The organism is Pseudomonas sp. CK-NBRI-02 (genome assembly GCF_008124495.1).
Taxonomy (GTDB): Bacteria; Pseudomonadota; Gammaproteobacteria; order Pseudomonadales; family Pseudomonadaceae; genus Aquipseudomonas; species Aquipseudomonas guariconensis.
The window spans coordinates 19,112-45,850 of record NZ_VSJH01000040.1 but is presented as its reverse complement, the minus strand read 5'-3'; the positions used below and the strand labels follow the sequence as shown (position 1 = coordinate 45,850).

Below are 26,739 nucleotides of genomic sequence, written 5' to 3'. Positions count from 1 at the left end.
GTAGCATTCCCCGACGATTTATCTGGCATCCATGACGGACTTTTCATGTTTGCCAGGCGCCAATCGCGGGACACGTCGAAGCGCCTAACCTGCGCCCCGACTTGCCCCGCGATCGGACTGCAAAGCAGCCCTGCTCGCCTGAGGCGTCACGCCGCCTGCTGCAGCGCCTCCTTCACCAACGGATCCACCCCCTCCCCGCCATCAGCCTGCAGTCGCTCCCCCAACTGCCGACGCATCGCCGGCGTCCAGAAGCTTTGCATATGCTGCCTCACGCCCTGCACTGCCAGCGCCCGGTCAGGCTCGCTGGCAAAGTACTGGGCGATCTGGTTGGCCATCTTGACCAGACTGTCATGACCGCTCATCGACGCACCTCGACTTTCTCGGATTTCTCGGCCTGGCGACGCTCCTTGAGCAGGCGCTGTTGCTCGTCACTGAACGCCTGGTAACGCTTCTGCCATTCCGAGGGCTGGAACACCTTGACCACCTCTACCGCCGTCACTTTGTACTCAGGGCAATTGGTGGCCCAGTCGGAGTTGTCGGTGGTGATCACGTTGGCGCCGGATTCGGGGAAGTGGAAGGTGGTGTACACCACCCCCGGTGCTACGCGGGAACTGACCTTGGCGCGCAGTACGGTCTGCCCTGCCCGGCTGCCCACGCCCACCCAATCGCCATCGCTGATACCACGAGCCTCGGCGTCGTTGGGGTGGATCTCCAGGCGGTCTTCGGCGTGCCAGGCGACGTTGCCGGTACGTCGGGTCTGGGCGCCGACGTTGTACTGGCTGAGGATACGGCCAGTGGTCAGCAGCAGCGGGAAGCGGCTGTTGACCTTCTCGTCGGTAGGCACGTAGCCGGTGAGCATGAAGCGCCCCTTGCCACGCACGAACTGGTCGATGTGCATGGTCGGGGTGCCGTCGGGCGCTGCGTCGTTGCACGGCCATTGCAAGCTGCCATGGCGGTCGATCTCGGCATAGCTGACCCGGTGGAAAGTCGGCGTCAGGCGCGCGATTTCGTCCATGATCTCGGACGGATGACGGTAGTCCATCCGATAGCCCAGGGCGTTGGCCAGGGCGACGGTGGCTTCCCAGTCGGCCTTGCCGGCCAGCGGGTCCATGACCTTGCGCACCCGCGAGATGCGGCGCTCGGCGTTGGTGAAGGTGCCGTCCTTCTCCAGGAAGGAGCTGCCCGGCAGGAACACGTGGGCGAACTTGGCCGTCTCGTTGAGGAAGATGTCCTGCACCACCACGCACTCCATGGCCATCAAGGCCGCGGTGACGTGCTGGGTGTTGGGGTCGCTCTGGGCGATGTCTTCGCCCTGGCAGTAGAGCGCCTTGAAGCTGCCATCGAGGGCCGCCTCGAACATGTTGGGGATGCGCAGGCCCGGATCAGGCTGCAGGGTCACGCCCCAGGCCTGTTCGAACTCGGCGCGCACGGTTTCGTTGGAGATGTGCCGGTAGCCCGGCAGCTCGTGAGGGAACGAGCCCATGTCGCAGGAGCCCTGCACGTTGTTCTGTCCCCGCAGCGGGTTCACGCCCACGCCTTCACGGCCGACGTTGCCGGTGGCCATGGCCAGGTTGGCGATGCCCATCACCGCGGTACTGCCCTGGCTGTGCTCGGTGACCCCCAGGCCGTAGTAGATCGCCGCATTGCCGCCGGTGGCGTACAAGCGGGCGGCTTCACGGATCTGCTCGGCAGGCACGCCGCACACCGGGCCAAGCGTCTCCGGAGCGTTTTCCGGCAGGCTGACGAAATCACGCCAGCGGGCGAAGTCTTGCGCCTCGCAGCGAGCATCGACGAACGGCTGGTCCACCAAGCCTTCAGTGACGATCACATGGGCCAGGGCGTTGAGCATGGCCACGTTGGTACCCGGACGCAGTTGCAGGTGCAACTCGGCGCGGGCGTGGGGCGAATCCACCAGGTCGATGCGCCGTGGGTCGATGACGATCAGCCGCGCGCCCTGGCGCAGCCGGCGCTTGAGTTGAGAGCCGAACACCGGGTGGGCGTCGGTGGGGTTGGCGCCGATCACCAGGATCACATCGGCCTGCATCACCGAGTCGAAGCTCTGGGTACCGGCGGATTCGCCCAGGGTCTGCTTGAGGCCATAACCGGTCGGCGAATGGCACACCCGCGCGCAGGTATCGACGTTGTTGTTGCCGAAGGCGGCGCGTACCAGCTTCTGCACCAGGTACGCTTCTTCGTTGGTGCAACGGCTGGAGGTGATGCCGCCGATGGAGTCACGTCCATGCTTGAGCTGGATACGCCGGAACTCGCTGGCGGCATAGTTGACCGCCTCGTCCCAGCTGACCTCTTGCCACGGGTCGTTGATGTGCTTGCGGATCATCGGCTTGGTGACGCGATCCGGGTGGGTCGCATAGCCCCAGGCGAAGCGGCCCTTGACGCAGGCGTGGCCGTGGTTGGCGCCGCCGTTCTTGTCCGGGACCATGCGCACCAGTTGGTCGCCCTTCATCTCGGCGCGGAACGAACAGCCCACGCCGCAGTAGGCGCAGGTGGTGATCACCGCGCGCTCGGGCTGGCCCAGCTGGATCAGGCTCTTCTCGCTCAGGGTCGCGGTCGGGCAGGCCTGCACGCAGGCGCCGCAGGATACACACTCGGAGCTCAGGAAGTCGTCACCACCGGCCGCCGCCACGCGGGACTCGAAACCACGACCGGTGATGGTCAGGGCGAAGGTGCCCTGGATATCTTCGCAGGCGCGCACGCAGCGGCTGCAGACGATGCACTTGCTCGGCTCGTAGTCGAAGTACGGGTTGGAGACGTCCTTCTTCTCCTTCAGGTGGTTGGCACCGTCGTAGCCGTAGCGCACCTCGCGCAGGCCGACCTGGCCCGCGCCCGTCTGCAATTCGCAGTTGCCGTTGGCCGAACAGGTCAGGCAGTCCAGCGGGTGGTCGGAGATGTACAGCTCCATGACATTGCGCCGCAGATCGGCCAGGCGCGAGGTCTGGGTCCGCACCACCATGCCTTCGCTCACCGGCGTCGTACACGAAGCCGGGTAGCCGCGCATGCCCTCGATTTCGACCATGCACATGCGGCAGGAGCCGAAGGCTTCCAGGCTGTCGGTGGCGCACAGTTTGGGAATGGTGGTGCCAAGCAAGGCCGCGGCGCGCATCACCGAGGTGCCGGCAGGCACGCTGATCTCACGGCCATCGATGACCAGGCTGACCTGCACGTCGCTTTCGCGGGCGGGGGTTCCCAGGTCGAGGTCGTTGGTGGGGTCGAAGAAATTGATCACTGGGCGGCCTCCGTGGTGGTCAGACCGAAGTCAGCAGGGAAATACTTGAGGGCACTGGCCACCGGATACGAGGTCATCCCGCCCATGGCGCAGAGAGAGCCGTACTGCAGGGTGTCGCACAGGTCGCGCAGCAATAGCGCCTGGTCTTCACGCTCGGCCATGTCGGTGCTGGCGATCAGCCGATCCACCACTTCCATGCCGCGGGTCGAGCCGATCCGGCAAGGGGTGCATTTGCCGCAGGATTCCTCGGCGCAGAACTGCAAGGCAAAGCGGGCCATGCTGGCCATGTTCAGCGTGTCGTCAGCTACCACCACACCACCGTGGCCCAGCATCGCGCCCATGGCAGCGAAGGCCTCGTAGTCCAGCGGCGTGTCGAAGCCACTGGGCGGCACCCAGGCGCCCAACGGCCCGCCCACCTGTGCGGCCTTGAGCGGCCGGCCACTGGCCGTGCCGCCACCGTAGCCTTCCACCAACTCACGCAGGGTAAGACCGAAGGCACGCTCCACCAGCCCACCGTGGCGAATGTTGCCAGCCAGTTGGAACGGCATGGTGCCCAGCGAGCGGCCCATGCCAAAGTCGCGATAGAACGCCGAACCCTTAGCCAGGATCACCGGCACCGAGGCCAGGGTAAGCACGTTGTGCACCAAGGTTGGCAGGCCGAACAGGCCTTCGAGGGCTGGCAACGGTGGCTTGGCCCGCACGATCCCCCGCTTGCCCTCGATGGACTCGAGCAGCGCGGTTTCCTCGCCGCAGATATAGGCGCCGGCGCCGACCCGCACTTCCAGGTCGAAGGCCAGGCCGCTGCCGGCGACGTCATCGCCCAGGTAGCCTGCCGCGCGGGCGATGTCGAAAGCGGCATTCAGTGCACGGATCGCATCCGGATACTCCGAACGCACATAGATGTAGCCCTTGGTGGCGCCGACGGCCAGGCCGGCAATGGCCATGCCCTCGATCAGCAGGAAGGGGTCGCCTTCCATCAGCATGCGGTCGGCGAACGTGCCGGAGTCACCTTCGTCGGCATTGCACACCACGTACTTCTGCGCAGCCTGCGCGTCACGTACGGTGCGCCACTTGATACCTGCCGGGAATGCCGCACCACCCCGGCCACGCAGGCCAGAGTCGAGCACCGCCGCGACCACGTCCGCGCCATCGAGCGCCACGGCCCGGGTCAGGCCTTCGAAGCCCCCGTGGGCGCGGTAGTCCTCGAGCGACAAGGGCCGGGTGATACCGGCACGGGCGAACAGCAGGCGCTGCTGGGTTTTCAGATACGGGATCTCGGCCACCGGCCCAAGGGCCAACGAATGGCCCGCCGGCTCGCTCACCAAGGCATCCAGCAGGCTCGGCACATCTTCGGCGGCAACCGGGCCAAAGCCCAGGCGCTCGCCGGCTTGTTCCACTTCGACCAGCGGCTCCAGCCAATAGAGGCCGCGAGAGCTGGTGCGTTGAATGTCCACCGGCAGCTGTCGGCGCTCGGCTTCGCGGGCCAGTGCGTCGGCGACCTGGTCGGCGCCTACCGCGCGGGCGACCGAATCGCACGGAACGAATAGCTTCAGCATGCTTCTTCCTCCCGGCAGCCGTTGACCAAGGCGCTCAGGCGCTCAGGGGTCAGGCGCGCGTGCAGTTGCCCGTCCAGTTCCAGGGCTGGCGAACAGGCGCACGCACCCAGGCAATACACCGGCCGCAGACTGATGGCGCCATCGGCGGTGGTGCCGTGATCGTCCAGCGCCAACTGCTCACGCAATTGCGCGGCCAGCGCCTCGGCGCCCCGGCTCTGGCAGGACTCGGCCCGGCACAGGCGCAAGGTATGGCGCGCCGGGGGCGAAGTACGGAAATCGTGATAGAAGCTGATCACCCCGCGCACCTCAGCCAGGCTGAGGTTCAGGGCATGGGCGATTTCAGGGACGGCGACGTCAGGCACGTAGCCTGCGTCTTCCTGGATGGCATGGAGGATCGGCAGCAAGGCACCGGCGGTGTCCTTGTAGCGCTCCAGCACGCGCTGGATCAATGGCAGGTGAAGCGTCTCTTCAGGCATACAGCGGACCTCGGCATCACGGACCGCTGCAGGGCAAGCGTCCGGCGTCTTCTGCTGCGGCGCACCGTCCATGTCACGGTCACATGGTCACCGGGCGCCCTCCGTACCTAGGCCCTGCGTCTGCGCGCAGTGGGTCCGTAGGCATCCTGCAAGCATGGCACCCCTGGCGCTGGAAGGTTGCGCCCAAGCGACAGGGCTCATTCTGAAACCGACGCGGGGATGGTACCTCTGCGATCGAATCTGCCTGGCGTCTTGCGGCGCCTTGGTTTTCCAAAGCCAAAGCACAACGCCGCCAAGCAGAAGAACGATTGTCACGCCCAACGCTCTCTCAGCTGGCACTTTGCCGATATTGCATCGGCATGTGACCTGCACGATTCGAAGCCATGGGAGCGTCAGGCGCTTACATCTGTCACAACAGGTCGGGGAACGCAGCGCCAAGCAGGACCGGATCCTTCAGGATCGATGCACTGCTGGCGATATCCGGGGCCAGCCAACGGTCCTGGGCATAGGCCGGGACCCGTTCGCGCAACAACCGCCAGGCAATGTGGGTACCGGCGCCAAAGCGTTGCTGCTTGAGGAACTCGAACGCTTGGGCCGCCAACAGGTATTCGATAGCGAGGATCTGCGTACAGTTCTCCAGAGCCCGGTGCAGCTTCAACCCGGCATTGGTGCCCATGCTCAAGTGGTCCTCCTGCAGCCCGGAGGTGACGTAGTTGTCGATGACTGCCGGTTGTGCCAGCTGACGGTTTTCAGCACAGAGTGAAGCGGCCACGTACTGAACAATCATCATGCCCGAATTCACACCCGGTTGGCTGACCAGAAAAGCCGGCAAACCGCTTACCAACGGGTTGATCAGGCGATCGAGACGACGCTCGGCAATGGCCCCGATCTCGGCCACCGCGATGGCCAGCAAGTCGGCCGCCATGGCCACGGACTGGCCGTGCGGGTTGGCCTGGGAAACCACCCGGTACGACTCGGGTGTACCCAGCAACATCGGGTTGTCGGTAGAGGAGTTGAGTTCGGTCTCGATCTGCCGCGCCGCGTGTGCCAACTGATCGCGCGCGGCGCCATGCACCTGCGGAATCGAGCGAATGCTCAAGGCATCCTGGGTGCGAATGCCACGGCTGCTGGCAATGATCTCGCTGCCGTCCAGCAGGCGGCGCAAGTTGCTGCCCACACGCTGCATGCCCGGGTGCGGTTTCATCGCGATGATTTCAGGGTCGAAGGCATCGAACTGGCCACGCAGGGCCTCGAAGCTCATGGCGCCGATGACATCGGCCCATTGGCTCAAGCGCGTGGCGTCGTCCAGGGACAGGCAGGCCAGGCCGGTCATGCACGGGGTGCCGTTGACCAAGCACAGACCATCCTTGGCTCCCAGTTTCAGCGGTGACAGGCCGACCTCGGCCAAGGCTTGCTGCGCCGGCACGATCTGGCCACGGTAACTGACCTGGCCGACGCCCAACAAACTGATACTGATATGGGCCATGTGGGTCAGGTAGCCCACCGAACCCTGTTTCGGCACTTGCGGGGTGATGTGCTCGTTGAGCAGCGTCAGCAGCGCCTCGACCACCTTGCGCTGCAAGCCGGAACGGCCCTGGCAGAAATTGATGATCGCCGCACACATGATCGCCCGGGTCTGTTCGTCCGACAGCGCTGTACCCACGCCGCAGGCATGGCTGAGCAAGGTGTTGCGCGACAGTTGGCTGAGTTGTTCGTCCTGCAACGACACATTGCACAGGGCGCCAAGCCCGGTATTGACGCCATAGGCGCGCTCACCGCTGGCAACGATGCGCTGGACGATCGCCTGGGCGTTCTCGATCCGCGCCCAGGCCGATGGGGCCAGCTCAAGCTTCGCCCCATGCCGCGCCACGGCTACCACATCCTGCCAGCGCATAGGCGCTTCGGCGATGATGATTCTTTCGGCAATCGACATACACGCGGTTCCTTAAAGCGAAGCTACGCGGCGTTGCACGAAACGATCGACGTATTCGTCCGCAGGCTGGTAGAGAATTTCCTTCGGTGTGCCGACCTGGATCAGGCGACCGTCCTTGAGAATGGCAATGCGGTTGCCGATACGCACCGCTTCATCCAGATCGTGCGTGATGAAGACGATGGTCTTGTGCAGGGTTTTCTGCAGCTCAAGCAACTGGTCCTGCATTTCGGCGCGAATCAGCGGATCGAGCGCACTGAAGGCTTCGTCCATGAGGATGATGTCGGTATCGGCGGCCAAGGCTCGGGCCAGGCCGACGCGTTGACGCATGCCACCCGACAATTGATGCGGGTACGATTTTTCGTAGCCCTTGAGGCCCACGGTGTTGATCCAGTGCAGCGCTCGCTCAGCGCACATGGCCTTGCTCTCACCACGGACTTTCAGGCCATACGCGACGTTGTCCAGCACGGTGCGGTGCGGCAACAGGCCGAAGCTCTGGAACACCATGCTGATCTTGTGCCGGCGGAATTCGCGCAGGGCTTGCATATCGTATTGCAGGATGTTCTCGCCATCGACCAGGATCTCGCCGCTGGTCGGCTCGATCAGGCGGTTGAAATGACGCACCAGGGTCGACTTGCCCGAACCCGACAGCCCCATGATCACGAAGATCTCGCCGCTGCCGATGGACAGCGAGAGATCGTTGACCCCGACCACGCAGCCGGTTTGAGCCAGCACCTGATCCTTGGCTTTTTTCTGGCGGATCATTTGCAGGGCATCTTCGGCGCGAGCACCGAAAACCTTGAAGACATGCTTGACTTCGATCTTGTTCATCATCGGCTTGTCGCTCATTTGCCCACCCCATGCCGTGGCCGGCCATAGGCCTGGGTAATACGGTCGATCACGACCGCCAGAATCACGATGGCCAGGCCCGCTTCGAGGCCGCGGCCCACGTTCAGGGTCTGGATGCCGACCAGCACATCTTCACCCAAGCCACGAGCACCGATCATCGAGGCGATGACCACCATCGACAGGGCCATCATGGTGGTCTGGTTGATCCCGGCCATGATGCTCGGCAATGCCAGTGGCAACTGCACGCCGAACAGTTGCTGCAGGCGATTGGCACCAAAGGCATTGATCGCCTCCATGACCTCGCCGTCCACCTGGCGAATGCCTAGATCGGTCAGGCGAATGAGCGGCGGAGCGGCATAGATGACGGTGGCAAAGATCGCCGGCACCTTGCCCAGGCCGAACAGCATCAGGACCGGAATCAGGTACACGAAGCTGGGCATGGTCTGCATGATGTCGAGCAATGGCATCAGCACCGCCCGCAGCCGATCGTTACGCGCCGAAAGGACACCCAGCGGAATACCGACCAGGACCGAGATCAGCGTGGCCACCAGCATCAGCGCCAAGGTCTGCATCAGCTTGTCCCACAGGCCTACCGCACCGACCAGGAACAGCAAGCCGACGATCACCAGCGTGGTCACGACTTTACGGGTGGAGTGCCAGGCGATGCCCGCGACGATGGCCAGGACCAGCCACCAAGGAGTTGCGCGTAGCAGGCCTTCGAGGTTGACGATGGCCCATAACAGGGTGTCGGAAATGTGCCGGAACACATCACCGTAGTTGCTTACCAGCGCATCGACCCAGCCATTGACCCAGTCGGCAATGGAAAACGTGAAGTTTTTCGGAAACATGGAATTGTCTCGAGCAAGTGCATGGAGCGGACCGTCGCGTGGCCTGTCCGGCAGGAGCCGGACGACCCCACAGGCTCAGAGTGCTGCGCCTACCTTTTTGGCAGCGTCTTCGCTGACCCAGCTGTGCCAGATTTCGGGGTGTTCCTTGAGGAACAACCTGGCCAGCTCGGGCGACTCGATACGGTCCTTGCTCATGCGCGCCAGGTTCTGGTTCAGCAGGTCGATCGGCAGATTGATCTTTTCGAGCACCGCCACCAGTTCCGGCGCCTGCTCGTGGAAGGCCTTCGACACCCCAACCTTGATGGTCACGGATTTATCCACACCGGGTTGCTCGTCCAGCTTGACCAGGTCGGCCTGGCCCATCAGCGGGGTCGGCGACCAGTAATAGAACAGGATCGGCTCGCCGCGCTTGTAGCTCGACAGAACGGCGGCATCCAGTGCCGGGCCGGTGCCCGGGCGGAAGTTGGTATAGGCGTTTTCCAGACCATAGCGCTTGAGCATTTCGCTGTTGTCCAGCTCACAGGTCCAACCAGCCGGGCAATTGTAGAAGCGCCCTTTGTCCGGCTCTTCCGGGTCCTTGAAGACTTGGGCGTATTGCTTGAGATCGGCGATGCTCTTGAGGTTTGGCGCCTTGGCTTCGAGATTGCGCCCGGCATCGCCTTCGATCACATAACGCGGCACATACCAGCCTTCGACCGCACCAACCACCGGCGAGCCGATGCCGACGACCTTGCCGGCCGCCGCAGCCTTGTTCCAGACCTCGCTGCGCCCTACCCACTCTTCAGCAAACACCTGGATATCGTTGCTGCTCAAGGCGTTTTCCATGGAAATGGAATTACCCGGCAGGCTGTCGGTATCACAGCCATAACCATTTTTCAGCACGAACTGCATCACGTCGGTGAGCAGCATCCCGCTTTCCCAGTTCAAACCGGCGAATTTCACCGGCTTGCCAGACTCGCACCAGCCGGCCGCCTGGCTGACGCCAGCGGACGCCAGCAGCCCGAAAGAAAGTGTCGTAGTCAGCAGAGCCTTTGTAATTGTCATTGTGACGCTCCCAAACAAGAACATTGATTGCAGTAGTCGAGGGCATCCGGCCCAAAGAGGGACGCCAGACTGGCTGAGGACCCTTGCCTTGGTGAGCACTGCGTGGGCGAAATATTTCATAACCTAAAAAAAGGATAAAATAATAAGTACTGATGCATCACAAAGGTAAAACCTATGAAGTTCACACTGCGGCAACTTCGCTATGCGCTCGCAGCAGCCAAGCACGGAAACCTGACCACTGCCGCCATGGAACTTCATGTTTCACAACCCTCCATCTCGGCGGCTATCACCGAACTGGAGGAGGTCCTGGGTCAATCCATCTTCATACGCCAACGTGGCCTTGGCATATCGCTGACCCCTTTTGGTCGTACCGTCATGGTCCAGGCCCGTCGCGTTCTGGCAGAAGCTCAGACCTTTGCCGAGATCAATACCAATGCAGGCGAGTGCGTCGGGGAATTGGTGGTGGGATGCTTTGAAGACCTGGCGCCCTACTGCCTGCCACAAATCGTGCGACGGATGCAGGAGTCCTGCCCAAGGGTCACTGTCGATATGCGCGATGGCAGCTTCGATTATGTTGGCAAGCGGCTGGCTGAGGGGGCGATAGAGTTGGCGATCACCTACGACCTGGGTTTACCGCCGAACACTCAATGCACTCAACTGTGTCAGTTGACCGCTCAGGTACTGCTCTCGGCCGATCACCCACTGGCCAAACAGTCGCGTGTCAGTCTCAAGGCGCTCTCCGAATACACCTTGGTCGTCACCGATCAGGCCCAAAGTTGGCAGCATGTGCTAGACCTGTTCAGCTTTTACGATCTGTCACCCGCGGTCGTGCACCGGGTGCGCACGTTCGAGTTGCAGCGTAGCCTCGTCGCAAATGGGTTTGGCGTTGCGCTGATCTACACCCGGCCGTTTGGTGACCGCAGTTATGACGGTCAAGCGCTGGTATGTCGGCCGACCGAGGAAAAACTGCCAACGCATAGCATCGTGCTGGCGCATGATCAGCGCTATCCGCTGACGCCTTCGGCTGAGGCATTCAAGGAGTTGGCGGTGGCCTGGTTCGCGGAAAGACCGTCGTTTGCATCCGAATGAACAACGGGTGGGCAAGCCCTGATTGGTCGATGGCCTACCACTGCTCGCGTCCACCGGCACCTGCAGAGACACCTCAGAGACAACACTCCACCAACCCGGTCTTCCGTCGCTTCACCCAAGCCTGCGCTGCCTGCTTGCGGGCGAACGTCTGGGCTTCTTGGTAGACTAGGACCGTTTTTCTCGAGGCGGATCTGGACGGTATCGCTCACCGTACCATCGGCCTTTTTCCTTGCTCTGATCGTTGCCCTATTTTCGGTGGTACGAGCGCGTTTGGCAGTGGTACATCCCACCACTGTCACACCCAAAACGCCTTCAAAACCCGGAAGATGGTACAAAAATGCGTAGACCAGAATGCCCTTAGAAACAGCCTTAACACCACAAACCACACGCCCCGAGCCCTCTCGGCGATTTAGCGTTGCACCGATGATGGACTGGACCGATCGCCATTGCCGGTTCTTCCTGCGTCTGCTCTCCAAGCACGCCCTGCTCTACACCGAAATGGTCACCACCGGTGCGCTGCTGCACAACGATGCCCATCGCTTCCTGCGCCATGACGACACAGAGCATCCGCTGGCCTTGCAGCTGGGCGGCAGTGTGCCGGCGGAGCTGGCGGCATGCGCGCGGCTGGCCGAGGATGCCGGCTACGATGAGGTCAACCTCAACGTCGGCTGCCCGAGCGACCGGGTGCAGAACAACATGATCGGCGCCTGCCTGATGGGGCATCCGGCGTTGGTGGCCGATTGCATCAAGGCCATGCGCGATGCGGTGGCTATTCCGGTCACGGTCAAGCACCGCATCGGCATCAATGGCCGTGACAGCTACGCCGAACTGTGCGATTTCGTGGGTCAGGTGCGTGACGCGGGTTGCCGCAGCTTCACCGTGCATGCGCGTATCGCCATCCTCGAAGGCCTGTCGCCCAAGGAGAACCGCGAAATTCCGCCGCTGCGCTATGACGTGGCTGCGCGACTGAAGGCCGATTTTCCGGATCTGGAGCTGGTGCTCAATGGCGGTATCAAGACGTTGGAAGAATGCCATGCGCACCTGCAGACCTTCGACGGCGTGATGCTGGGCCGCGAGGCCTACCACAACCCCTACCTGCTGGCCGAAGTGGACCAGCAGCTGTTCGGCAGCACCGCCCCGGTGGTAAGCCGCAGCGAGGCGCTGGAGAAGCTGCGCCCGTACATCGTCGCGCATCTGCAAAGCGGCGGCGCCATGCATCACATCACCCGCCATATCCTCGGCCTGGGCCAGGGTTTCCCTGGCGCCCGACGCTTCCGCCAACTGCTGTCGGCGGACATCCACAAAGCCCCGGAGCCCCTGGCGATCTTCGACCAGGCCGCCGAGCTGCTGCAAGGCCGCTGAGGGAACCCCCGGCGCGCTTTCGACTCGAACCTTCATTCCCTCGCCCGACCTGCCCCGCCGGCCCTTGAGTGGCCGTCGGGGCTCGGGTAATGTCGAGTCATTGCACAGGACAGAGCACGCCCATGACCTCCAAGCTGGAACAACTCAAGCAGTTCACCACCGTGGTCGCCGACACCGGGGACCTGGACGCCATCACCCGCCTCAAGCCGGTCGACGCCACCACCAACCCATCGCTGCTGCTCAAGGCCGCGGCGATCCCGGGTTACGCGGACCTGCTCAAGCAAGTCAAGAGCGATGCCAAGGGCAATGTGGACCTGGCCTGCGACAAGTTTGCCGTGGCCGTGGGCGCGGGCATCCTCAAGGTCATTCCTGGGCGTATCTCCACCGAGGTCGACGCCCGCCTGTCGTTCGACGAACCCGCGCTGCTGGCCAAGGCACGCCAACTGATCGGCCTGTACGAGCAGGCTGGCGTGCCGCGTGATCGCGTGCTGATCAAGCTGGCCTCCACCTGGGAGGGTATTCGCGCCGCCGAGAAGCTGGAAAAAGAAGGCATCCAGACCAACCTGACCCTGTTGTTCTCCTTCGCCCAGGCCCAGGCCTGCGCCGATGCCGGGGTGTTCCTGATTTCGCCGTTCGTGGGCCGCATCTACGACTGGTACAAGAAAAGCACCGGCAAGGAGTATGTCGGCGCCGAAGACCCAGGCGTGCAGTCGGTGACGCGGATCTACAACTACTACAAGGCCAACGGCTACGACACGGTGGTGATGGGCGCAAGCTTCCGCAACATCGGCCAGATCGAGCAACTGGCCGGCTGCGACCGCCTGACCATCAGCCCCGAATTGCTGCAGCAACTGAGCGATGACCAAGGCCAACTACCGCGAATCCTCAAGCCAGGCAACGCCGGCGAGGCCAAACAGCATCTGAGCGAAAGCCAGTTCCGCTGGGCGATGAACGAAGACGCCATGGGCACCGAGAAACTGGCCGAAGGCATCCGTCAGTTCGCCCGTGATCAGGAGAAGCTGGAAGCGTTGATGGCTGAAAAAGCCTGATACACATTTTGGTTGCCCTACGGGCGGGAGATGCCGAGCATTTTCCGCCCGTTTTCATTTGCGGCACCTTCAAACTGCCTTGCCCGCAAGCGCCTGGGCACACACGACTGAAAACCAATCGATGCCACTGAACACCGCACTTCCCCTTGTTCTTGCAGGCCCCGTCCTGCGCCGGCTGGAGCCTCAACGCCTGGCAATCTGGCTGGTCGCAACGCAGCCGCTTCGCCCCACGTTCGTTCTCGATGCGCCATCTCTCACGGCAAACCTAACCTGCGAGGTGATCCCCATCGGCACGCAGGCCTTCGTTCACCTGCTGGATATCCACTTCGACCAGCCGCTGCCGCGCAACGCCGCCATCCCCTATGACCTGTTGCTCGAGGATGGCCAGGGGATCGCCGACTGGGCTCCTCACCTGCTCTACCCCGGCAGCCAACGCCCAAGCTTCGTGCTGCGCGAGCGCCTCGAGCAGTTACTCCATGGTTCCTGCCGCAAGCCTCACTACCCGGCTGCCGACGGCTTGCTGTGCGCGGACCGGCTCCTGCAGCAGTGCCAGCTGCCCGAGGAACGCCCGGCGCTGCTGCTGATGAGCGGTGACCAGGTCTATGCCGATGATGTCGCCGGGCCCATGCTGCGCGCCATCCACACGCTGATCGAACGCCTGGGCCTGTTCGGCGAGACCCTGGAAGGTGCTTTGGTCGCCGACAGCGCTGCGCTGTATCGTCACCCTGCCAGCTATTACCACCGCGCGGACCTGCTACCCGCCCAGCAGGGCAACGAAACCCTGCGCGAGCGCTTCTTCGGCGGCAAGCGCAAACCGATCTTCTCCAGCAGCAACGCCGACAATCATCTGGTGACCTTCGCCGAGGTCATGGCCATGTACCTGCTGGTTTGGTCCCCCGTGCCCTGGGCGCTGGTACGCCTGGACATGCCCGAGGGCCTGACCGACAAGCGCCAGGCGCGCTACCGGCAGGAATTACCACAGATCGAAGCGTTCGCCGCCCACCTCGATCGGGTCGCACGGGTGATAGCACACCTGCCCTGCCTGATGATCTTCGATGACCACGACATCACCGACGACTGGAACCTGTCGGCGCAATGGGAAGAGACCGCCTATGGGCATCCCTTCTCGCGTCGGATCATCGGCAATGCGCTGCTCGGTTACCTGCTCTGCCAGGGCTGGGGCAACGATCCGGACAGCTGCCGGGCGCTGATCGAGCCGTGCAAGGCCCTGGGCGAACGCAGCCTGCAACAACGCCTGGACGCCCAAGCCCAGGACACGCTGATCGACCAGTTGCTGCGCTTTCAGGGCTGGCAATTCAGCCTGGCTACCGAGCCACCACTGCTGGTGCTGGACACCCGCACCCGTCGCTGGCGCAGCGAGAGCAGCCTGAAAAAGCCTTCAGGCCTGCTCGACTGGGAAGCCTTGTGCGAACTGCAGCAGGCACTGCTGGATCATCCTTCGGCGATCATCGTGTCGCCGGCACCGATCTTCGGGGTCAAGCTGATCGAAACGGTCCAGCGCGTGTTCAGCTGGCTGGGCTATCCGTTGTTGGTGGATGCGGAAAACTGGATGGCCCATCGGGGCGCGGCACAGGTGATTCTCAACATCTTCAGCCATTCGCGTACCCCAGGGCACTATGTAGTCCTGTCGGGCGACGTGCACTATTCGTTCGTCTATGAGGTGTTGATCCGCCACCGTCAGCGCAGCCCGCACTTGTGGCAGATCACCAGCAGCGGCATCAAGAACCAGTTTCCCAAGCGCCTACTGGACGTATTGGACCGCCTCAATCGCTGGCTCTATGCCCCGCGTTCGCCACTCAACTGGTTCACCAAGCGTCGACAGATGGAAGTGGTGCCTCGCACGCCCAGCCGCAGCCAGGCGGGTGAGCGACTGTGGAATGGCGCAGGGTTGGGGCAGGTGTGGTTCGATGAGCAGGGGCGACCGACGCGGGTGTTCCAGCTGAGCGCCGCGGGGAACGAAGCTACGGAATTTACGCAGCGCAAATGACAGCGGCGGCCTGCGCTGGGCGCTTCACGGGTAAACCCGCTCCCACTGGAATACCGCGAGCCGCAAAGCTTGTGAAGGATAGGGGAACGGGTTCACCCGCCAAGGGATCGACACAGGATAAGAATCAGGTGCGCTCCAAAGCGCTGACCAGATCGTGGAAGGCCTCACGGTTGGAATCGTTCAGCCCCATGAGGATCTTGTGCGCCTCCAGCACCTTGGAACGCACGACATCTTCGTTCTGGTCCTGGGATGGCAGGTCGGTCAGGCACTCCGGGCACGGCACCGGACGATCGACGATGTTGAACACCTGATCGAAGCCCATGGACTGCAGCAACCGAGAGATGTCCGGGTTGGTGGTGACCACGGTCGGCAACAGGCCGACCTTCTGCCGGGACAGGATCGACAGTTTGGCCAGCAGGCCAAGCGTGGTGCTGTCGATGCTCTCGGTCTCGGTCAGATCGATGACGATGGCCGAGAAGTTCAGCGCGGTGAAGATCTTTTCGATCGTTGCATCCAGCGCCGAACACAGGGTCAGGCGCACTTCACCGACGAACTTCAGAACAAAGGTCCCGCTCTGCTCGGCGAACTGGATTCTACCGGTACTCATTCAAGGTTCCTGCTCAACACCAATAGGGCGATATCATCCGGCATCTCCCCAAGCGTAGCCAATCCAAATCGTTGGCGCAGCCCGTCCAGGCTGCCCCCCGCGTCCTTGACGATTTCCGGCAAGGTCGCTTCCTTATCTTTGAGTGTATCCCCTGGCAAAAGGTCCAGAATGCCATCGGACATCAGGGTCAGACTGAAGCGCGACGGCAGCTCCAGCACTTGGTCCTGGTAACTGGCCTCTTCGAACAACCCCACCGGCAGGCCACGGCCTTCCAGGTAACGAGCCTGTCCCGGGGTGTAAAGCACCGGCAGCGGCAGATGGCCGCCAACACTGTAGGTCATCAACCCGGTTTCCTCGTCGATCACCCCACCCACCATGGTCACGTGCTTGCCCAGCTTGCAGTTGATCAGCCCACGGTTGATGTGGCTGAGCACCTCGGAAGGCTTGAATTCGCGCATCTTGCCGCTGCGCTTGAATTCGAACAGCAAGCGGGTGGTCATGAACTTCAGCAGCACGGTGACGAACGCCGAAGACGCGCCGTGACCGGAGACATCGGCCAGGTAGAAGGCGATACGTCGCTCATCGACCCGGAAGTAATCGGCAAAATCACCCGACAGGTACAGCGACGGTATGATCTGGTGCTCGAACGACAAATCGCCAGCTGTCCACGGGCTTTCCGGCAGCATGTTCATCTGCACCTGGCGACCGGCGTTCTGGTCCTCCTGGAGCAGGTGCAGGCTGGCTTCCAGCTCACGGTTGGCGGCCTCGAGCTTGTCGCGGTAGCGCTGGTTTTCCAGCACCAGGCGCGAACGGTCAAGTGCGCGGCGAACCGAGTGTTCGAGCACGGCCAGGTCTTCCAGAGGCTTTATCAGGTAGTCGGCGGCTCCCAGGCGCAAGGCCTCGACCGCATCGTTCATGACACCGGCTCCGGAGACCACGATCACCGGCAACTGCGGCGCCCGCTCGCTGATCCGACGGATCAGTTCGAGGCCACCCATCTGCGGCATGCGCAGATCGCAGATCACGAGGTCGGGCTGGTGTTCTTCGAAGACCTGGAGCCCCTGCTGGCCATTGCCGGCCTGGAGGACGCTGAAGCCACTGTCTTCCAGATAGGCGGCGAGGCTGGCACGGACCACGTCGTCGTCATCGATGATCAGCAGCGTTGCACTGGTTTTCTGCATGTGGGCGAACGGCGCCGGATTGGTTGGCGTAGCGACGTCAGCAAGGCAGACGGCGGCTACAGGGATACTCTGTGGTGACTCTCTACTTGAGTTGTAGGACAAGAAAACTGGCCCGGCAACTGGCAGAGGTGCCTTGTAAGGCGCAGACGGTACTCCCATCCGCCAAGCGTTTCAAGCCATGCGACGGTCGAGTTCCCCGCACTTTACAGGGCAAATCACCGAGAGTTATAAGAAAGCCGATCCGTGCAACCCAATGGGAAGGATGCAGCATGCCTCAGACCCCCACCAACCACAGCGAGAAACGCGACTTCATTCGCATGCGTATCGATGCCGGCGTCACCCTCCTGCATGCGGGTCAGGTGATCTCGGCCGTCTGCCTCGACCTCTCCAGTGGCGGCATGCAGGTACAGGCCGAGCAACATTTCGAGGTCGGTGACAAAGTACAGGCACGGATCGAATCCGACCACCCTGCCCTCAAGGGCCTGGAAGCCAGCACCGAGGTAGTGTGGATCGCCGATCAACCCGGCGGCGAGCAGAAGTTCGGTTTGCGCATCCTGGCCCTGCATTGAAGCAAAGACGAAAAAAGGCGACCCGAAGGTCGCCTTTTTACATACCCGCACGAATCAGAAGTCGTCTTCGACTTCCCCATCCTTGACCTTGAACTCACGGTTCTGCAGGTAAGCGTTGCGGATGAACACGTACTTGTCGCCAGTGATCAGTTTTTCTGCCGACAACAGGTTGGCCCGGGTGTCGATCACGTCCAGGGCGAAGATCGAGTTGCGGGTCGGCACGTGGTCGATATAGCGGTAGGGTTCGGTGTAGGTGTCCGGGTATTTGGCCAGGCCATCGCGCACGGTGCTTGGACCGAGGAATGGAATGACTACATAAGGACCGCTGCCCAAGCCCCAATAGCCAAGGGTCTGGCCGAAGTCTTCGTCGTTGCGCTGCAGCCCCATCTTGGTACCGACGTCGAAGAAGCCGCCCAGGCCGAACGTGGTGTTGACGATCAGGCGCGCTGTGTCGACGCCCGCGGCATGGGGCTTGAGCTGCAGCACATCATTGACCAGGTTGGTGACATCGCCCAGATTGCGGAAGATATTGTGGATACCATCTTCGAGGAACTGCGGGGTGACGGCCTGATAACCCTTGGCCAATGGCTTGAGGGCATAGGTGTCGAGGGTATCGTTGAACTTGAAGATCGGTCGGTTGACCGATTCCCAGGGATCTTCCTCGGTGGCCGCCTGGGTGGCTGCCACGGGCGCCAGCAGCAGGCTGGCGCAGACACAGGCCTGGGTGAATCGCTCGATCACTCCGGCACCGATCCTACGCATAGATGTTTCTCCATCGGATTTGACGGCAGCAGGCACATGAGTGCGCTGCGAAATTAAGACGCCAGTATAAAGGCTCATCGGCTGATAAGCAGCTTTACACATTTTTAATCAAGATTATGTGAACAACCGTTGCGATGTCATCCACCGGTAACAAGCGCCCGCTAGCCTGCGGAGTATTTGAGGGACGCTGCCATGGAAGCTGCATCTGCCTTCACCGCCGTACTCTTCGGACTGCGTGGCTGCCTGGTCCAGGCGGTCAACGGCACTCCCCACCCCGCCCCTGGGGCCTTGGACATCCTGTCGGTCCTGCGTGAACGCCAGGTACCGTGCATGTGGCTCGATGAACTGGGCGCCAGCCAGGGCAAACGCTTGGCCAACGTGTTGCCGGACTGGCTGCCCGGGCAAGCGCTCAATGATTGCCCCTGGCCCGCGCCGAACGCCTGTTGGCAGGCGTTGATGACCCTGCGCAGCACCCGCCTGGACGGCTGTGTGCTGGTCAGCGGGGAGCCGCGCCTGCTGCAATCGGCCCTCAACGCGGGGCTATGGACGGTAGGCCTGGCCAACAGCAGCCCATCATGCGAGGTCGGCTCCAGCCAGTGGCAAGCCATGACCGAGCAGGCGCGCGAACTGGCCCGCGGCAAGGCCACCCTGGAGCTGTTCGGACTCGGCGTACACTCGGTGATCGACCATCTGGAAGCACTGGATACATGCCTGGCGGACATCGCCCTGCGCCGGCGCAAGGGCGAAAAGCCCTGATACAGGGTCGTTGACACCGATCATGCAAAGCGCCTGCAGGTGGATTACGCTTGGAAACAGGCCAGAACCTTTGCACCACCGCGAAGGTCCATGCCTTGCCAAGCCATAGAGGGAGAACACCCAATGCCCGCCCGCGAACTGCAAGAGCGACTCAATAGCCTGCGCGAGCAACTGGATCGGAATGTACCGCTGTCGGACGAAGAACTGGCCAGTCTGCACGAGGAAGCGAGGCAGATAGAGGCGCAACTCAAGCTTGAGGAAGCCACCCCCGACAACAACCTGGTTGACGGTGTGAACCTCGCCATTGAACGCTTCGAGGTCGACCACCCCGACCTGACCGCCACACTGCGCAATATTGCCAACTATCTCCACAGCATGGGTATCTGACCCTGCTCATCCGGGGCTGCTGCGCAGCCCTCTCACGACACAAGGCCGCTCCTACGGACATCGTGCTGTAGGAGCGGCCTTGTGTCGCGAACAGAGCCCGCCGCAGACGACGCCAAACTTACTGACGAACGAGCCGCTGATTGTCTGGGCTGATCGCCCCGGTGCTGCGGTAAGGGTTGATGTCCAGGCCACCACGACGCACATAGCGCGCATACACGGTCAGGTGCTCCGGTTTGAGCAGGCGCAAGAGATCCAGATAAATGCGTTCGACGCACTGCTCATGGAAGTCCGAATGCTGGCGGAAGCTCACCAGGTAGCTCAACAGACTCGCATGATCCAGCGCCAGGCCTTCGTACGCCACCACGACACTTCCCCAGTCCGGTTGCCCGGTGACCGGGCAGTTGGACTTGAGCAAATGGCTGTGCACTGCCTCCTCGACCACGCGCTGCGGGTCGCATTGCAGCAGTTCAGGCCGGGGCTGCTCGTAGTTGCTGATGCTTACATCCAGATCATCGATGCAATGGCCTGGCAGCGCTACCACGCCCTGGGCCTCGACATCCGCCAAGGTACGAACCCGAACAGTGACAGACTTGCCCGCGGCGGCGGACAGGTCTCTCTCCAGGCAAGCCTGCAGTTCGCGGGTGGAGGCGAAGACAGTCTGGTTCAAGGAGTTGAGGTAAAGCTTGAACGACTTGGATTCGATGATGTTGGGCGAATCGGCCGGAATGGCGAACTCACCGATGGCCACCACCGGCTTGCCCGAAGGCAGCAACCAGGACAGCTCGAAACAGTTCCAGTAGTCCACGCCCTGCCACGGCAGGGTTTGGGCGGTCACGCCCAACTCGGCCCATTTGGCCGCGCGCGGAATGGGGAACAGCAACGAAGGGGTGTAGGTGGCGATGTACTCGCTGGACTTGCCCAGCGGGGAATGTTCGGCGGCGGGATGCATGGACCTGACCTGAAGACTCGTGATGGCCCTCATTCTACCGGTTTTGCATCCCGCCTTGGGGTCGAAGTCACTCGATGGTCAGTTTCCCGACCATGCCGGCCTGGTAATGGCCCGGCACGTTGCAGGCGAACTCGATAGGCGCAGACTTGCGGAAGGTCCAGGTCAGTTCGGCACGCTGGCCAGGCTGCACCAACACTGTGTTGCCGCCATCATGACCATGCCCGCCCATCGCGCCGTGGTCCATGCCTTCATGGTTCATGCTCATGCCGGCCATGGCCAGCATCTGTTGCTGATGCGCGGCATGCATGGCCGCGTCGCCCAGGTTGAACTCGTGGGGCAGTTTGCCCTGGTTGGTCAGGATGAAGCGCACAGTTTCGCCTGCCTTGACCTCCAGGCCTGCCGGCTCGAAGGCGATGTCCTTGAGTATGACTTCCACGGTGCGAGTGGCCTTGGATGCCGGGGCTGGTTCGCCGAACGCGAAGGTTTTTGCTTCGCTTGCCAATATGGGCAGGCTGACCAGGGCCAGGGCGGCGGCGATGAACAGGTGCTTCATGAAGTCTCCAAACAGATGTAGCAGGATGAGACTCACTCTATAAGGCTCCGCTGGCGCTTAGCTGACAGTCGGATTACAACTTTGTCAGCTTGGTTGCCGCTTGCCGGAGTCACGTATCATTTCAGCCGTCACCTCCTGCGAACACGGGCTTCCCCGCCCCACCGAGGCAGGTGCGTACTTTTCGAATTATGGACAGGACATGAAACTGCTGATCGTCGAAGACCAGGTCAAGACCGGCCAATACCTGCGCCAAGGGCTCAGCGAAGCCGGCTTTGCCACCGAACTCGCCTGTGATGGCGACACCGGCCAGCACCTGGCCTTGACTGGCGATCATGACCTGCTGATTCTCGATGTCATGCTCCCGGGGCGCAACGGCTGGCAGATCCTCCAGGCAGTACGCCAGGCTGGCCTGGAAACTCCAGTACTGTTCCTCACCGCCCGCGATGCCGTGGAAGACCGGGTCCATGGTCTGGAGCTGGGCGCGGACGACTATCTGGTCAAACCCTTCGCCTTCTCCGAGCTGCTGGCCAGGGTGCGCACGCTGCTTCGCCGGGGCGCCAATTCCAGCCAGGATACGCAACTGGGTCTGGCCGACCTGCGCCTGGACCTGATCCGCCGCCGCGCCGAACGCGCCGGCCAACGTATCGACCTGACCGCCAAGGAGTTCGCCCTGCTCGAACTGCTGTTGCGCCGCCAGGGCGAGGTACTGCCCAAATCGCTGATCGCCTCGCAAGTCTGGGACATGAATTTCGACAGCGACACCAATGTCATCGAGGTGGCGATCCGCCGCCTGCGCCTGAAGATCGACGATCACCATGACAACAAGCTGATCCATACCGTGCGCGGCATGGGCTACGTACTCGAGGAGCGCCACGACTGATGCCGCGCGTGTCCCTAGGCGGGCGTCTGGCCTTGCTGTTCGCCGTCTGCACGGCGGCCGTCTCGCTGACCGCCGGCCTGCTGTTCAGCCGCGCCAGCGAACGGCACTTCATCGAACTGGACCAGCAACTGCTCAATGGCCGGCTGTCCTTGATGCGCACCTTGCTCGAAGGCGTCACCCGCCCTGCCGACCTGGCGTCGCGCTTGCCCGCCCTTCGCAACGAACTGAGCCACCAGGCCGATCTGGCCTTGCGCATCCGCGGTGCGGATGGCGCGCTGTGGTTCGACAGCCGCAACGACTTGCCAGATACCCCCAGCCACACCGGGCTTACCACCCTGCATGCCGATGGCGTTGACTACCGCAGCCTGTGCATCCAACTGGACGAAGGCAGCCCAGACTCGGCCCAATTGACCCTCTTGCTGGACATCACCCACCACCAACACTTCCTGCAAGGCATGCAGCGTCTGATCTGGCTGACCGTCGGCCTCTCGGCTTTGGCCACGGCCCTGCTCGGCGCCTGGGCTGCTCGGCGCGGGCTGCGGCCCTTGCGCCAAATGGGCGAAGTGGCTGCCAGGGTCAATGCCCGTTCCCTGACCACCCGATTGCCCGTGGCCCAAATGCCGGAGGAGCTGGCCGAGCTGGCCACCACCGTCAATGCCATGTTGCAACGCCTGGATGATGCCTTTCAGCGCCTGTCGGCGTTTTCCGCCGACATCGCCCATGAGCTGCGCACACCGCTGTCCAACCTGCTGACCCACACCCAGGTCACCCTTACCCGTCCACGCAGCCTCGACGAGTATCGCGAGGCGTTGCACGGCAATTTGGAGGAACTGCAATGGATGGCCCAGCTGGTCAATGACATGCTCTACCTGGCCAAGGCCGATCACGGCCTGCTGATGCCCAACCGCGAGGCGTTGGACCTGGCGGTGGAGCTGGATGCCTTGCTGGAATACTACGCGCCGCTGGCCGAGGACGCCGAGGTGCGCCTGGTGCGCGAAGGCGAGGCGCGGCTGGAGGGCGACCGACATATGCTACGCAGGGCATTGTCCAATCTGCTGGACAATGCCCTGCGTTTCACGTCGCAAGGTGGGGAGATCCGCGTGTCGCTGCAGCCCGGGGCTCACATCGTCGTCGCCAACACCGGTCCTGCAATTGAACCGGCTGTTCTGCCCAGGCTTTTCGACCGTTTCTATCGGGCAGACCCCGCCCGACGGGAAGGCAGCAGCGAACATGCGGGATTGGGTCTGGCGATTACCCGTTCGATCATCCAGGCCCATGGCGGAAGCATCCGCGCCGAGTGCGCGCAGGGTTGGACGCGGTTCGTGATCGAGCTGCCCGAAACGTTGTGAAGGGGCCGCCATGGCCCCTTCAGATCACTCGTAACGCAGCGCCATCGCCGGCTCCACCTGGGAAGCCCGATACGCGGGATAAAGGGTGGCCAGGAAGCTCATGACCAGCCCCGCGGTGCAGATGATCGCTACATCTCCCCATTGCAGGTCAGAGGGCAGGCTGCTGATGAAGTACACGTCGGACGTGAAGATGTGCTGCCCGCTGATCCGCTCCAGCCAGCCCACGATCTGGCTGACATTGAGGGCCGCGATCACGCCTAGCACACCACCGACCAAGGTACCGACGATACCGATCAGCGAGCCTTGGACCATGAAGGTCCCCATGATTTGCGCAGGCGTCGCACCGATGGTGCGCAGGATGGCAATGTCCGAACCCTTGTCGTTCACCACCATCACCAAGGTGGCGATGATGTTGAATGCGGCCACCGCGATGATCATCATCAGCAACAGGCCGATCATGGTCTTTTCCATCTTCATGGCACTGAACAGGCTGCCTTGTGTGTGGGACCAGTCATCGGCGCGATAGGCATCGCCCAGGCCTGCGGCAATTGCCTTGGATACCTGGGGTGCGGCGTACAGGTCCTGCAGTTTCAGGCGCACCCCTTGCACGCTACCCGACGCCCAGCGCTGCATGTCGCCGGCATCGGCAACATGGATGTAAGCCTGGGAACCGTCGAGCTCGGCGCCCACCTTGAAGATACCGACCACGGTCAGGCGCTGCATGCGCGGCGTGATACCGCCAGGGGCCTTGCTGATTTCAGGGACGATAAGCGTCAGCTTGTCGCCGGTATTGAGACGAAAACGCCGCGCGGTGAGCTCACCGATGACCACGCCATACTCGCCGGGGACCAGGTCCTGCAGGCGCCCCTGAACGATATGCTGACCGACGATGGAGACCTTGCCCTCCTCGGCCGGGTCGATGCCACTGACCTGGATCGGCTGCATCGCCCCCTTATAGGACAACATGCCTTCCATTTCCGTGATGGGCGCAGCTGCGACCACGGCAGGATTCTTCAGCGCCGCATCGGCCACCTTGCGCCAGTCATTCAGCGGCTGCACCCCCAGGATGCTGGCGTGTGGCACCAGCCCCAGGATGCGCGAGCTCATCTCACGCTGGAAACCGTTCATCACCGACAGCACCACGATCATCGCCAGCACGCCCAAGGACAGGCCGATCATCGAGGTCATGGAGATGAACGAGATGAATTGGTTGCGGCGCTTGGCACGGGTGTAGCGAGCACCGATGAACAAGGGCAAGGGTCTGAACATGTACGAGAACACCCAATGAAAAAAGGTTACGGCGCAGCCCGTGCCGCGCCGTGCAATCGACTCAGATCGGCACCAGACGGCCGTCTTCCAGGTGCAGCACGCGGTCCATCTGACGCGCCAGGTTCAAGTCGTGGGTGACCACCAGGAACGCCGTCTGCGAAGCGCTGGACAGCTCCTGCATCAATTCCTGGATACCAAGGGCGGTGTGGTGATCGAGGTTGCCGGTGGGCTCGTCGAGCATCACCAGGCCCGGGCGGTTGACCAGGGCACGGGCGATTGCCACGCGCTGGCGCTCGCCACCGGAAAGTTCGGCCGGCTTGTGGTTCAGACGATGACCCAGGCCCACCCGCTTGAGCAGGGCCTCGGCGCGCTCACGCGCTTCGGGGATCGGCGTGCGGCCGATCAGCAGCGGCATGCAGGCGTTCTCCAGGGCGGTGAACTCCGGCAGCAGGTGGTGGAACTGGTAGACGAAGCCCAGCGCACGGTTGCGTAGCAGGCCACGGGCGCGCTCGCCAAGGGCAGACAGCTCCTCGCCCGCGAGCCAGACACTGCCCTGGGTGGGAGTGTCGAGGCCGCCAAGCAGGTTCAGCAAGGTACTCTTGCCGGAGCCGGAGCTGCCGACGATGGCCACCCGCTCACCTGCATGCAGCTCCAGGTTCAACCCGGACAGCACCTTCACCGACTCCGGCCCTTCCTCGTAGGACTTGCCCAGGTTGCGGCAGCTCAGTACGGCTTTATTCATGCGCGACTCACTCATAACGTAGCGCCTCTGCTGGCTGGGTGCGGGCCGCACGCCAGGCCGGATACAGGGTGGCGAAGAAACTCAGGACCAACGCCGCACCGCAGACCATCCAGACGTCCTCGGCCATGATCTGCGACGGCAGGTAATCGATGAAGTACACATCCGCGTTCAGGAACTTGTGCCCGATCAGCTTCTCGATGCCGGCGATCACCGCACTGACATTGAGTGCGGCGACGATGCCGACGACGGCACCGATCAACGTGCCGACCACGCCGATCACCGTCCCCTGGACCATGAAGATGGCCATGATCTGCCCCGGCGTGGCGCCGAGGGTACGCAGGATGGCGATGTCGCCACGCTTGTCGTTGACCACCATCACCAGTGTGGAAATGATGTTGAACGCCGCCACCGCCACGATCAGCAGCAGCAACAGGCCGATCATGGCCTTCTCCATACGGATGGCCTGGTACAGGTTGCCGTGGCTGCGAGTCCAGTCGCGGGTGTAGAACTCCTGCTCGCCCAGGCGTTGGGCGATATCCCAGGCCACACGCGGGGCCTGGAACAGGTCGTCGAACTTCAGGCGCAGGCCCTGGACCTGGTCGGCCTTCCAGCGGTGCAGGCGGGAGAGGTCGCTGATGTTGGTCAGGCCCAGGTAACCGTCGATTTCGCCGGCGCCAACGTGGAAGGTGCCGACCACGGTGAAGCGCTTCATGCGCGGGAACATGCCCGCCGGGGTCACGCTGACCTCCGGGGCGACGAAGGTCAGCTTGTCGCCGATACCCACGCCCAGCTTGGCCGCGGCTTTGTCACCGATCATGATGCCCCATTCGCCCGGCGCCAGCTTGTCGAGGCTGCCCTCCAGGACGAAATTCTCGATGATGGATACCTGCCGCTCCAGCGCAGGGTCGATGCCGTTGAGCAGCACCTTCTGCACCTTGCCGTCATGAGTCAGCAACCCCTGCATCTGGGTGAAGGGCGCGACCGCCAGCACCTGTGGATTCTGCTTTACTTGTTGGGCAAGACCCGACCAGTTGTCCAGCGGTTGGCCGGTTTCGAGCGTGGCATGGGGGATCATGCCCAGCACGCGGGTACGCATCTCGTGGTCGAAGCCGTTCATGACCGACAGCACCACGATCATCACCACCACGCCAAGGGCGAGGCCGATCATCGAAGTCAGCGAAATGAACGAGACGAAGTGGTTGCGACGCTTGGCACGGGTGTAGCGGGTGCCAATGAATACGAAAAGAGGTCTGAACATGTCGGGGCTTGTTCGGATGAAA

25 protein-coding genes are annotated in these 26,739 nt (G+C 62.7%); 9 read left to right on the top strand and 16 right to left on the bottom strand.

All coding sequences use genetic code 11. The annotated features are described in order from the left end of the window. Positions 1–146: 146 nt before the first annotated feature. The 8 genes from DQ397_RS23240 to DQ397_RS23200 form a co-directional block, all read right to left on the bottom strand. Entirely contained in the window at positions 147–362 is a 216-nt protein-coding gene (locus DQ397_RS23240; protein WP_043212926.1) for a formate dehydrogenase subunit delta, read from the bottom strand. Then, positions 359–3,244, bottom strand: coding sequence for a formate dehydrogenase subunit alpha (gene fdhF, locus DQ397_RS23235; RefSeq protein WP_043212923.1), 2,886 nt, complete (start codon positions 3,242–3,244; stop codon positions 359–361). The genes DQ397_RS23240 and fdhF overlap by 4 nt, the downstream gene beginning before the upstream one ends. Next, complete coding sequence (locus DQ397_RS23230) at positions 3,241–4,800, bottom strand: NADH-quinone oxidoreductase subunit NuoF (RefSeq protein WP_043212921.1); 1,560 nt, start codon at positions 4,798–4,800, stop codon at positions 3,241–3,243. Before DQ397_RS23230 ends, fdhF begins: the two co-directional genes overlap by 4 nt. Then, positions 4,794–5,276 (bottom strand): formate dehydrogenase subunit gamma, encoded by a 483-nt coding sequence (locus DQ397_RS23225; protein ID WP_043212943.1) that lies wholly within the window; start codon positions 5,274–5,276, stop codon positions 4,794–4,796. The genes DQ397_RS23230 and DQ397_RS23225 overlap by 7 nt, the downstream gene beginning before the upstream one ends. 409 nt (positions 5,277–5,685) lie before the next feature. Continuing rightward, a complete protein-coding gene (hutH, locus tag DQ397_RS23215) occupies positions 5,686–7,209 on the bottom strand; it encodes a histidine ammonia-lyase (protein ID WP_043212919.1) in 1,524 nt (507 codons plus the stop codon). A 12-nt stretch (positions 7,210–7,221) separates the two neighbouring features. Then, the gene (locus tag DQ397_RS23210) at positions 7,222–8,040 is read right to left on the bottom strand and encodes a glycine betaine/L-proline ABC transporter ATP-binding protein (RefSeq protein WP_371906654.1); all 819 of its coding nucleotides are present in this window, start codon (positions 8,038–8,040) and stop codon (positions 7,222–7,224) included. An 11-nt stretch (positions 8,041–8,051) separates the two neighbouring features. Next, the gene (locus DQ397_RS23205; RefSeq protein WP_043212916.1) at positions 8,052–8,903 is read right to left on the bottom strand and encodes a proline/glycine betaine ABC transporter permease; all 852 of its coding nucleotides are present in this window, start codon (positions 8,901–8,903) and stop codon (positions 8,052–8,054) included. Between the two features lie 75 nt (positions 8,904–8,978). Continuing rightward, complete coding sequence (locus DQ397_RS23200) at positions 8,979–9,947, bottom strand: ABC transporter substrate-binding protein (protein WP_043212914.1); 969 nt, start codon at positions 9,945–9,947, stop codon at positions 8,979–8,981. Positions 9,948–10,121: 174 nt separating this feature from the next. Between DQ397_RS23200 and DQ397_RS23195 the strand changes: the two genes are divergently transcribed. The 4 genes from DQ397_RS23195 to DQ397_RS23175 all read left to right on the top strand — a co-directional run bounded on the left by DQ397_RS23195 (position 10,122) and on the right by DQ397_RS23175 (position 15,455). Then, on the top strand, positions 10,122–11,036 hold the full coding sequence (locus tag DQ397_RS23195) for a LysR family transcriptional regulator (protein WP_043212912.1): 915 nt from the start codon (positions 10,122–10,124) through the stop codon (positions 11,034–11,036). Positions 11,037–11,387: 351 nt separating this feature from the next. Next, positions 11,388–12,398, top strand: coding sequence for a tRNA dihydrouridine(20/20a) synthase DusA (gene dusA, locus DQ397_RS23185; RefSeq protein WP_043212909.1), 1,011 nt, complete (start codon positions 11,388–11,390; stop codon positions 12,396–12,398). A gap of 122 nt (positions 12,399–12,520) precedes the next feature. Next, positions 12,521–13,447 (top strand): transaldolase, encoded by a 927-nt coding sequence (tal, locus tag DQ397_RS23180; protein ID WP_043212907.1) that lies wholly within the window; start codon positions 12,521–12,523, stop codon positions 13,445–13,447. A 121-nt stretch (positions 13,448–13,568) separates the two neighbouring features. Further along, a complete protein-coding gene (locus tag DQ397_RS23175; RefSeq protein ID WP_043212905.1) occupies positions 13,569–15,455 on the top strand; it encodes an alkaline phosphatase D family protein in 1,887 nt (628 codons plus the stop codon). Positions 15,456–15,579: 124 nt separating this feature from the next. Here the strand turns inward: DQ397_RS23175 and rssC are convergent, their stop codons facing one another. Together rssC and rssB are read right to left on the bottom strand one after the other, a co-directional pair. Continuing rightward, positions 15,580–16,062 carry an anti-sigma factor antagonist RssC gene (gene rssC, locus DQ397_RS23170; protein WP_008099230.1) on the bottom strand — a complete coding sequence of 161 codons (483 nt, stop codon included), beginning with the start codon at positions 16,060–16,062 and terminating at the stop codon, positions 15,580–15,582. After that, the gene (gene rssB / locus DQ397_RS23165) at positions 16,059–17,243 is read right to left on the bottom strand and encodes a two-component system response regulator RssB (RefSeq protein WP_043212903.1); all 1,185 of its coding nucleotides are present in this window, start codon (positions 17,241–17,243) and stop codon (positions 16,059–16,061) included. The genes rssC and rssB overlap by 4 nt, the downstream gene beginning before the upstream one ends. A gap of 269 nt (positions 17,244–17,512) precedes the next feature. Between rssB and DQ397_RS23160 the strand changes: the two genes are divergently transcribed. After that, positions 17,513–17,812 carry a PilZ domain-containing protein gene (locus tag DQ397_RS23160; protein WP_043212901.1) on the top strand — a complete coding sequence of 100 codons (300 nt, stop codon included), beginning with the start codon at positions 17,513–17,515 and terminating at the stop codon, positions 17,810–17,812. 54 nt (positions 17,813–17,866) lie between these two features. Here the strand turns inward: DQ397_RS23160 and DQ397_RS23155 are convergent, their stop codons facing one another. After that, positions 17,867–18,574: a VacJ family lipoprotein gene (locus DQ397_RS23155; RefSeq protein ID WP_043212899.1), complete on the bottom strand. Its 708-nt coding sequence runs from the start codon at positions 18,572–18,574 to the stop codon at positions 17,867–17,869. A 192-nt stretch (positions 18,575–18,766) separates the two neighbouring features. On the opposite strand from DQ397_RS23155, the gene DQ397_RS23150 reads away from it, so the two are divergent. Together DQ397_RS23150 and DQ397_RS23145 are read left to right on the top strand one after the other, a co-directional pair. Continuing rightward, on the top strand, positions 18,767–19,330 hold the full coding sequence (locus DQ397_RS23150) for a phosphonoacetaldehyde phosphohydrolase-related protein (protein WP_043212897.1): 564 nt from the start codon (positions 18,767–18,769) through the stop codon (positions 19,328–19,330). Positions 19,331–19,453: 123 nt separating this feature from the next. Next, positions 19,454–19,717 carry a DUF4404 family protein gene (locus DQ397_RS23145; protein WP_043212894.1) on the top strand — a complete coding sequence of 88 codons (264 nt, stop codon included), beginning with the start codon at positions 19,454–19,456 and terminating at the stop codon, positions 19,715–19,717. 118 nt (positions 19,718–19,835) lie between these two features. On the opposite strand, the gene queF is transcribed toward DQ397_RS23145, so the two are convergent. Both queF and DQ397_RS23135 read right to left on the bottom strand, forming a co-directional pair. Then, positions 19,836–20,666: an NADPH-dependent 7-cyano-7-deazaguanine reductase QueF gene (queF, locus tag DQ397_RS23140; protein ID WP_043212891.1), complete on the bottom strand. Its 831-nt coding sequence runs from the start codon at positions 20,664–20,666 to the stop codon at positions 19,836–19,838. A 67-nt stretch (positions 20,667–20,733) separates the two neighbouring features. After that, entirely contained in the window at positions 20,734–21,219 is a 486-nt protein-coding gene (locus tag DQ397_RS23135) for a plastocyanin/azurin family copper-binding protein (protein ID WP_043212889.1), read from the bottom strand. Positions 21,220–21,418: 199 nt separating this feature from the next. Here DQ397_RS23135 and DQ397_RS23130 point away from each other — a divergent pair, with 199 nt between their 5' ends. Together DQ397_RS23130 and DQ397_RS23125 are read left to right on the top strand one after the other, a co-directional pair. Continuing rightward, positions 21,419–22,099, top strand: coding sequence for a heavy metal response regulator transcription factor (locus tag DQ397_RS23130; RefSeq protein ID WP_043212887.1), 681 nt, complete (start codon positions 21,419–21,421; stop codon positions 22,097–22,099). After that, on the top strand, positions 22,096–23,448 hold the full coding sequence (locus tag DQ397_RS23125; protein WP_043212884.1) for a heavy metal sensor histidine kinase: 1,353 nt from the start codon (positions 22,096–22,098) through the stop codon (positions 23,446–23,448). The genes DQ397_RS23130 and DQ397_RS23125 overlap by 4 nt, the downstream gene beginning before the upstream one ends. Positions 23,449–23,472: 24 nt before the next feature. Here DQ397_RS23125 and DQ397_RS23120 read toward each other — a convergent pair whose 3' ends face one another. The 3 genes from DQ397_RS23120 to DQ397_RS23110 all read right to left on the bottom strand — a co-directional run bounded on the left by DQ397_RS23120 (position 23,473) and on the right by DQ397_RS23110 (position 26,717). After that, positions 23,473–24,717 (bottom strand): lipoprotein-releasing ABC transporter permease subunit, encoded by a 1,245-nt coding sequence (locus DQ397_RS23120; RefSeq protein ID WP_043212881.1) that lies wholly within the window; start codon positions 24,715–24,717, stop codon positions 23,473–23,475. A 61-nt stretch (positions 24,718–24,778) separates the two neighbouring features. After that, positions 24,779–25,474, bottom strand: a complete 696-nt coding sequence (lolD, locus tag DQ397_RS23115) for a lipoprotein-releasing ABC transporter ATP-binding protein LolD (RefSeq protein WP_043212877.1) — start codon at positions 25,472–25,474, stop codon at positions 24,779–24,781. Then, complete coding sequence (locus tag DQ397_RS23110; protein ID WP_043212874.1) at positions 25,467–26,717, bottom strand: lipoprotein-releasing ABC transporter permease subunit; 1,251 nt, start codon at positions 26,715–26,717, stop codon at positions 25,467–25,469. The genes lolD and DQ397_RS23110 overlap by 8 nt, the downstream gene beginning before the upstream one ends. Between the last annotated feature and the right edge of the window lie 22 nt (positions 26,718–26,739).

What these genes read in the sequence shown, in the direction of transcription:
- DQ397_RS23155 (WP_043212899.1), bottom strand. Translation starts at nt 18,574, where the DNA reads ATGCGTAGGATCGGTGCCGGAGTGATCGAGCGATTCACCCAGGCCTGT.
- tal (WP_043212907.1), top strand. Translation starts at nt 12,521, where the DNA reads ATGACCTCCAAGCTGGAACAACTCAAGCAGTTCACCACCGTGGTCGCC.
- hutH (WP_043212919.1), bottom strand. Translation starts at nt 7,209, where the DNA reads ATGTCGATTGCCGAAAGAATCATCATCGCCGAAGCGCCTATGCGCTGG.
- queF (WP_043212891.1), bottom strand. Translation starts at nt 20,666, where the DNA reads ATGCATCCCGCCGCCGAACATTCCCCGCTGGGCAAGTCCAGCGAGTAC.
- DQ397_RS23150 (WP_043212897.1), top strand. Translation starts at nt 18,767, where the DNA reads ATGGAAGCTGCATCTGCCTTCACCGCCGTACTCTTCGGACTGCGTGGC.
- DQ397_RS23225 (WP_043212943.1), bottom strand. Translation starts at nt 5,276, where the DNA reads ATGCCTGAAGAGACGCTTCACCTGCCATTGATCCAGCGCGTGCTGGAG.
- lolD (WP_043212877.1), bottom strand. Translation starts at nt 25,474, where the DNA reads ATGAGTGAGTCGCGCATGAATAAAGCCGTACTGAGCTGCCGCAACCTG.
- DQ397_RS23120 (WP_043212881.1), bottom strand. Translation starts at nt 24,717, where the DNA reads ATGTTCAGACCCTTGCCCTTGTTCATCGGTGCTCGCTACACCCGTGCC.
- DQ397_RS23230 (WP_043212921.1), bottom strand. Translation starts at nt 4,800, where the DNA reads ATGCTGAAGCTATTCGTTCCGTGCGATTCGGTCGCCCGCGCGGTAGGC.
- dusA (WP_043212909.1), top strand. Translation starts at nt 11,388, where the DNA reads ATGCCCTTAGAAACAGCCTTAACACCACAAACCACACGCCCCGAGCCC.
- rssB (WP_043212903.1), bottom strand. Translation starts at nt 17,243, where the DNA reads ATGCAGAAAACCAGTGCAACGCTGCTGATCATCGATGACGACGACGTG.
- DQ397_RS23175 (WP_043212905.1), top strand. Translation starts at nt 13,569, where the DNA reads ATGCCACTGAACACCGCACTTCCCCTTGTTCTTGCAGGCCCCGTCCTG.
- DQ397_RS23210 (WP_371906654.1), bottom strand. Translation starts at nt 8,040, where the DNA reads ATGATGAACAAGATCGAAGTCAAGCATGTCTTCAAGGTTTTCGGTGCT.
- DQ397_RS23195 (WP_043212912.1), top strand. Translation starts at nt 10,122, where the DNA reads ATGAAGTTCACACTGCGGCAACTTCGCTATGCGCTCGCAGCAGCCAAG.
- DQ397_RS23200 (WP_043212914.1), bottom strand. Translation starts at nt 9,947, where the DNA reads ATGACAATTACAAAGGCTCTGCTGACTACGACACTTTCTTTCGGGCTG.
- DQ397_RS23240 (WP_043212926.1), bottom strand. Translation starts at nt 362, where the DNA reads ATGAGCGGTCATGACAGTCTGGTCAAGATGGCCAACCAGATCGCCCAG.
- rssC (WP_008099230.1), bottom strand. Translation starts at nt 16,062, where the DNA reads ATGAGTACCGGTAGAATCCAGTTCGCCGAGCAGAGCGGGACCTTTGTT.
- DQ397_RS23135 (WP_043212889.1), bottom strand. Translation starts at nt 21,219, where the DNA reads ATGAAGCACCTGTTCATCGCCGCCGCCCTGGCCCTGGTCAGCCTGCCC.
- DQ397_RS23110 (WP_043212874.1), bottom strand. Translation starts at nt 26,717, where the DNA reads ATGTTCAGACCTCTTTTCGTATTCATTGGCACCCGCTACACCCGTGCC.
- DQ397_RS23160 (WP_043212901.1), top strand. Translation starts at nt 17,513, where the DNA reads ATGCCTCAGACCCCCACCAACCACAGCGAGAAACGCGACTTCATTCGC.
- DQ397_RS23145 (WP_043212894.1), top strand. Translation starts at nt 19,454, where the DNA reads ATGCCCGCCCGCGAACTGCAAGAGCGACTCAATAGCCTGCGCGAGCAA.
- DQ397_RS23205 (WP_043212916.1), bottom strand. Translation starts at nt 8,903, where the DNA reads ATGTTTCCGAAAAACTTCACGTTTTCCATTGCCGACTGGGTCAATGGC.
- DQ397_RS23130 (WP_043212887.1), top strand. Translation starts at nt 21,419, where the DNA reads ATGAAACTGCTGATCGTCGAAGACCAGGTCAAGACCGGCCAATACCTG.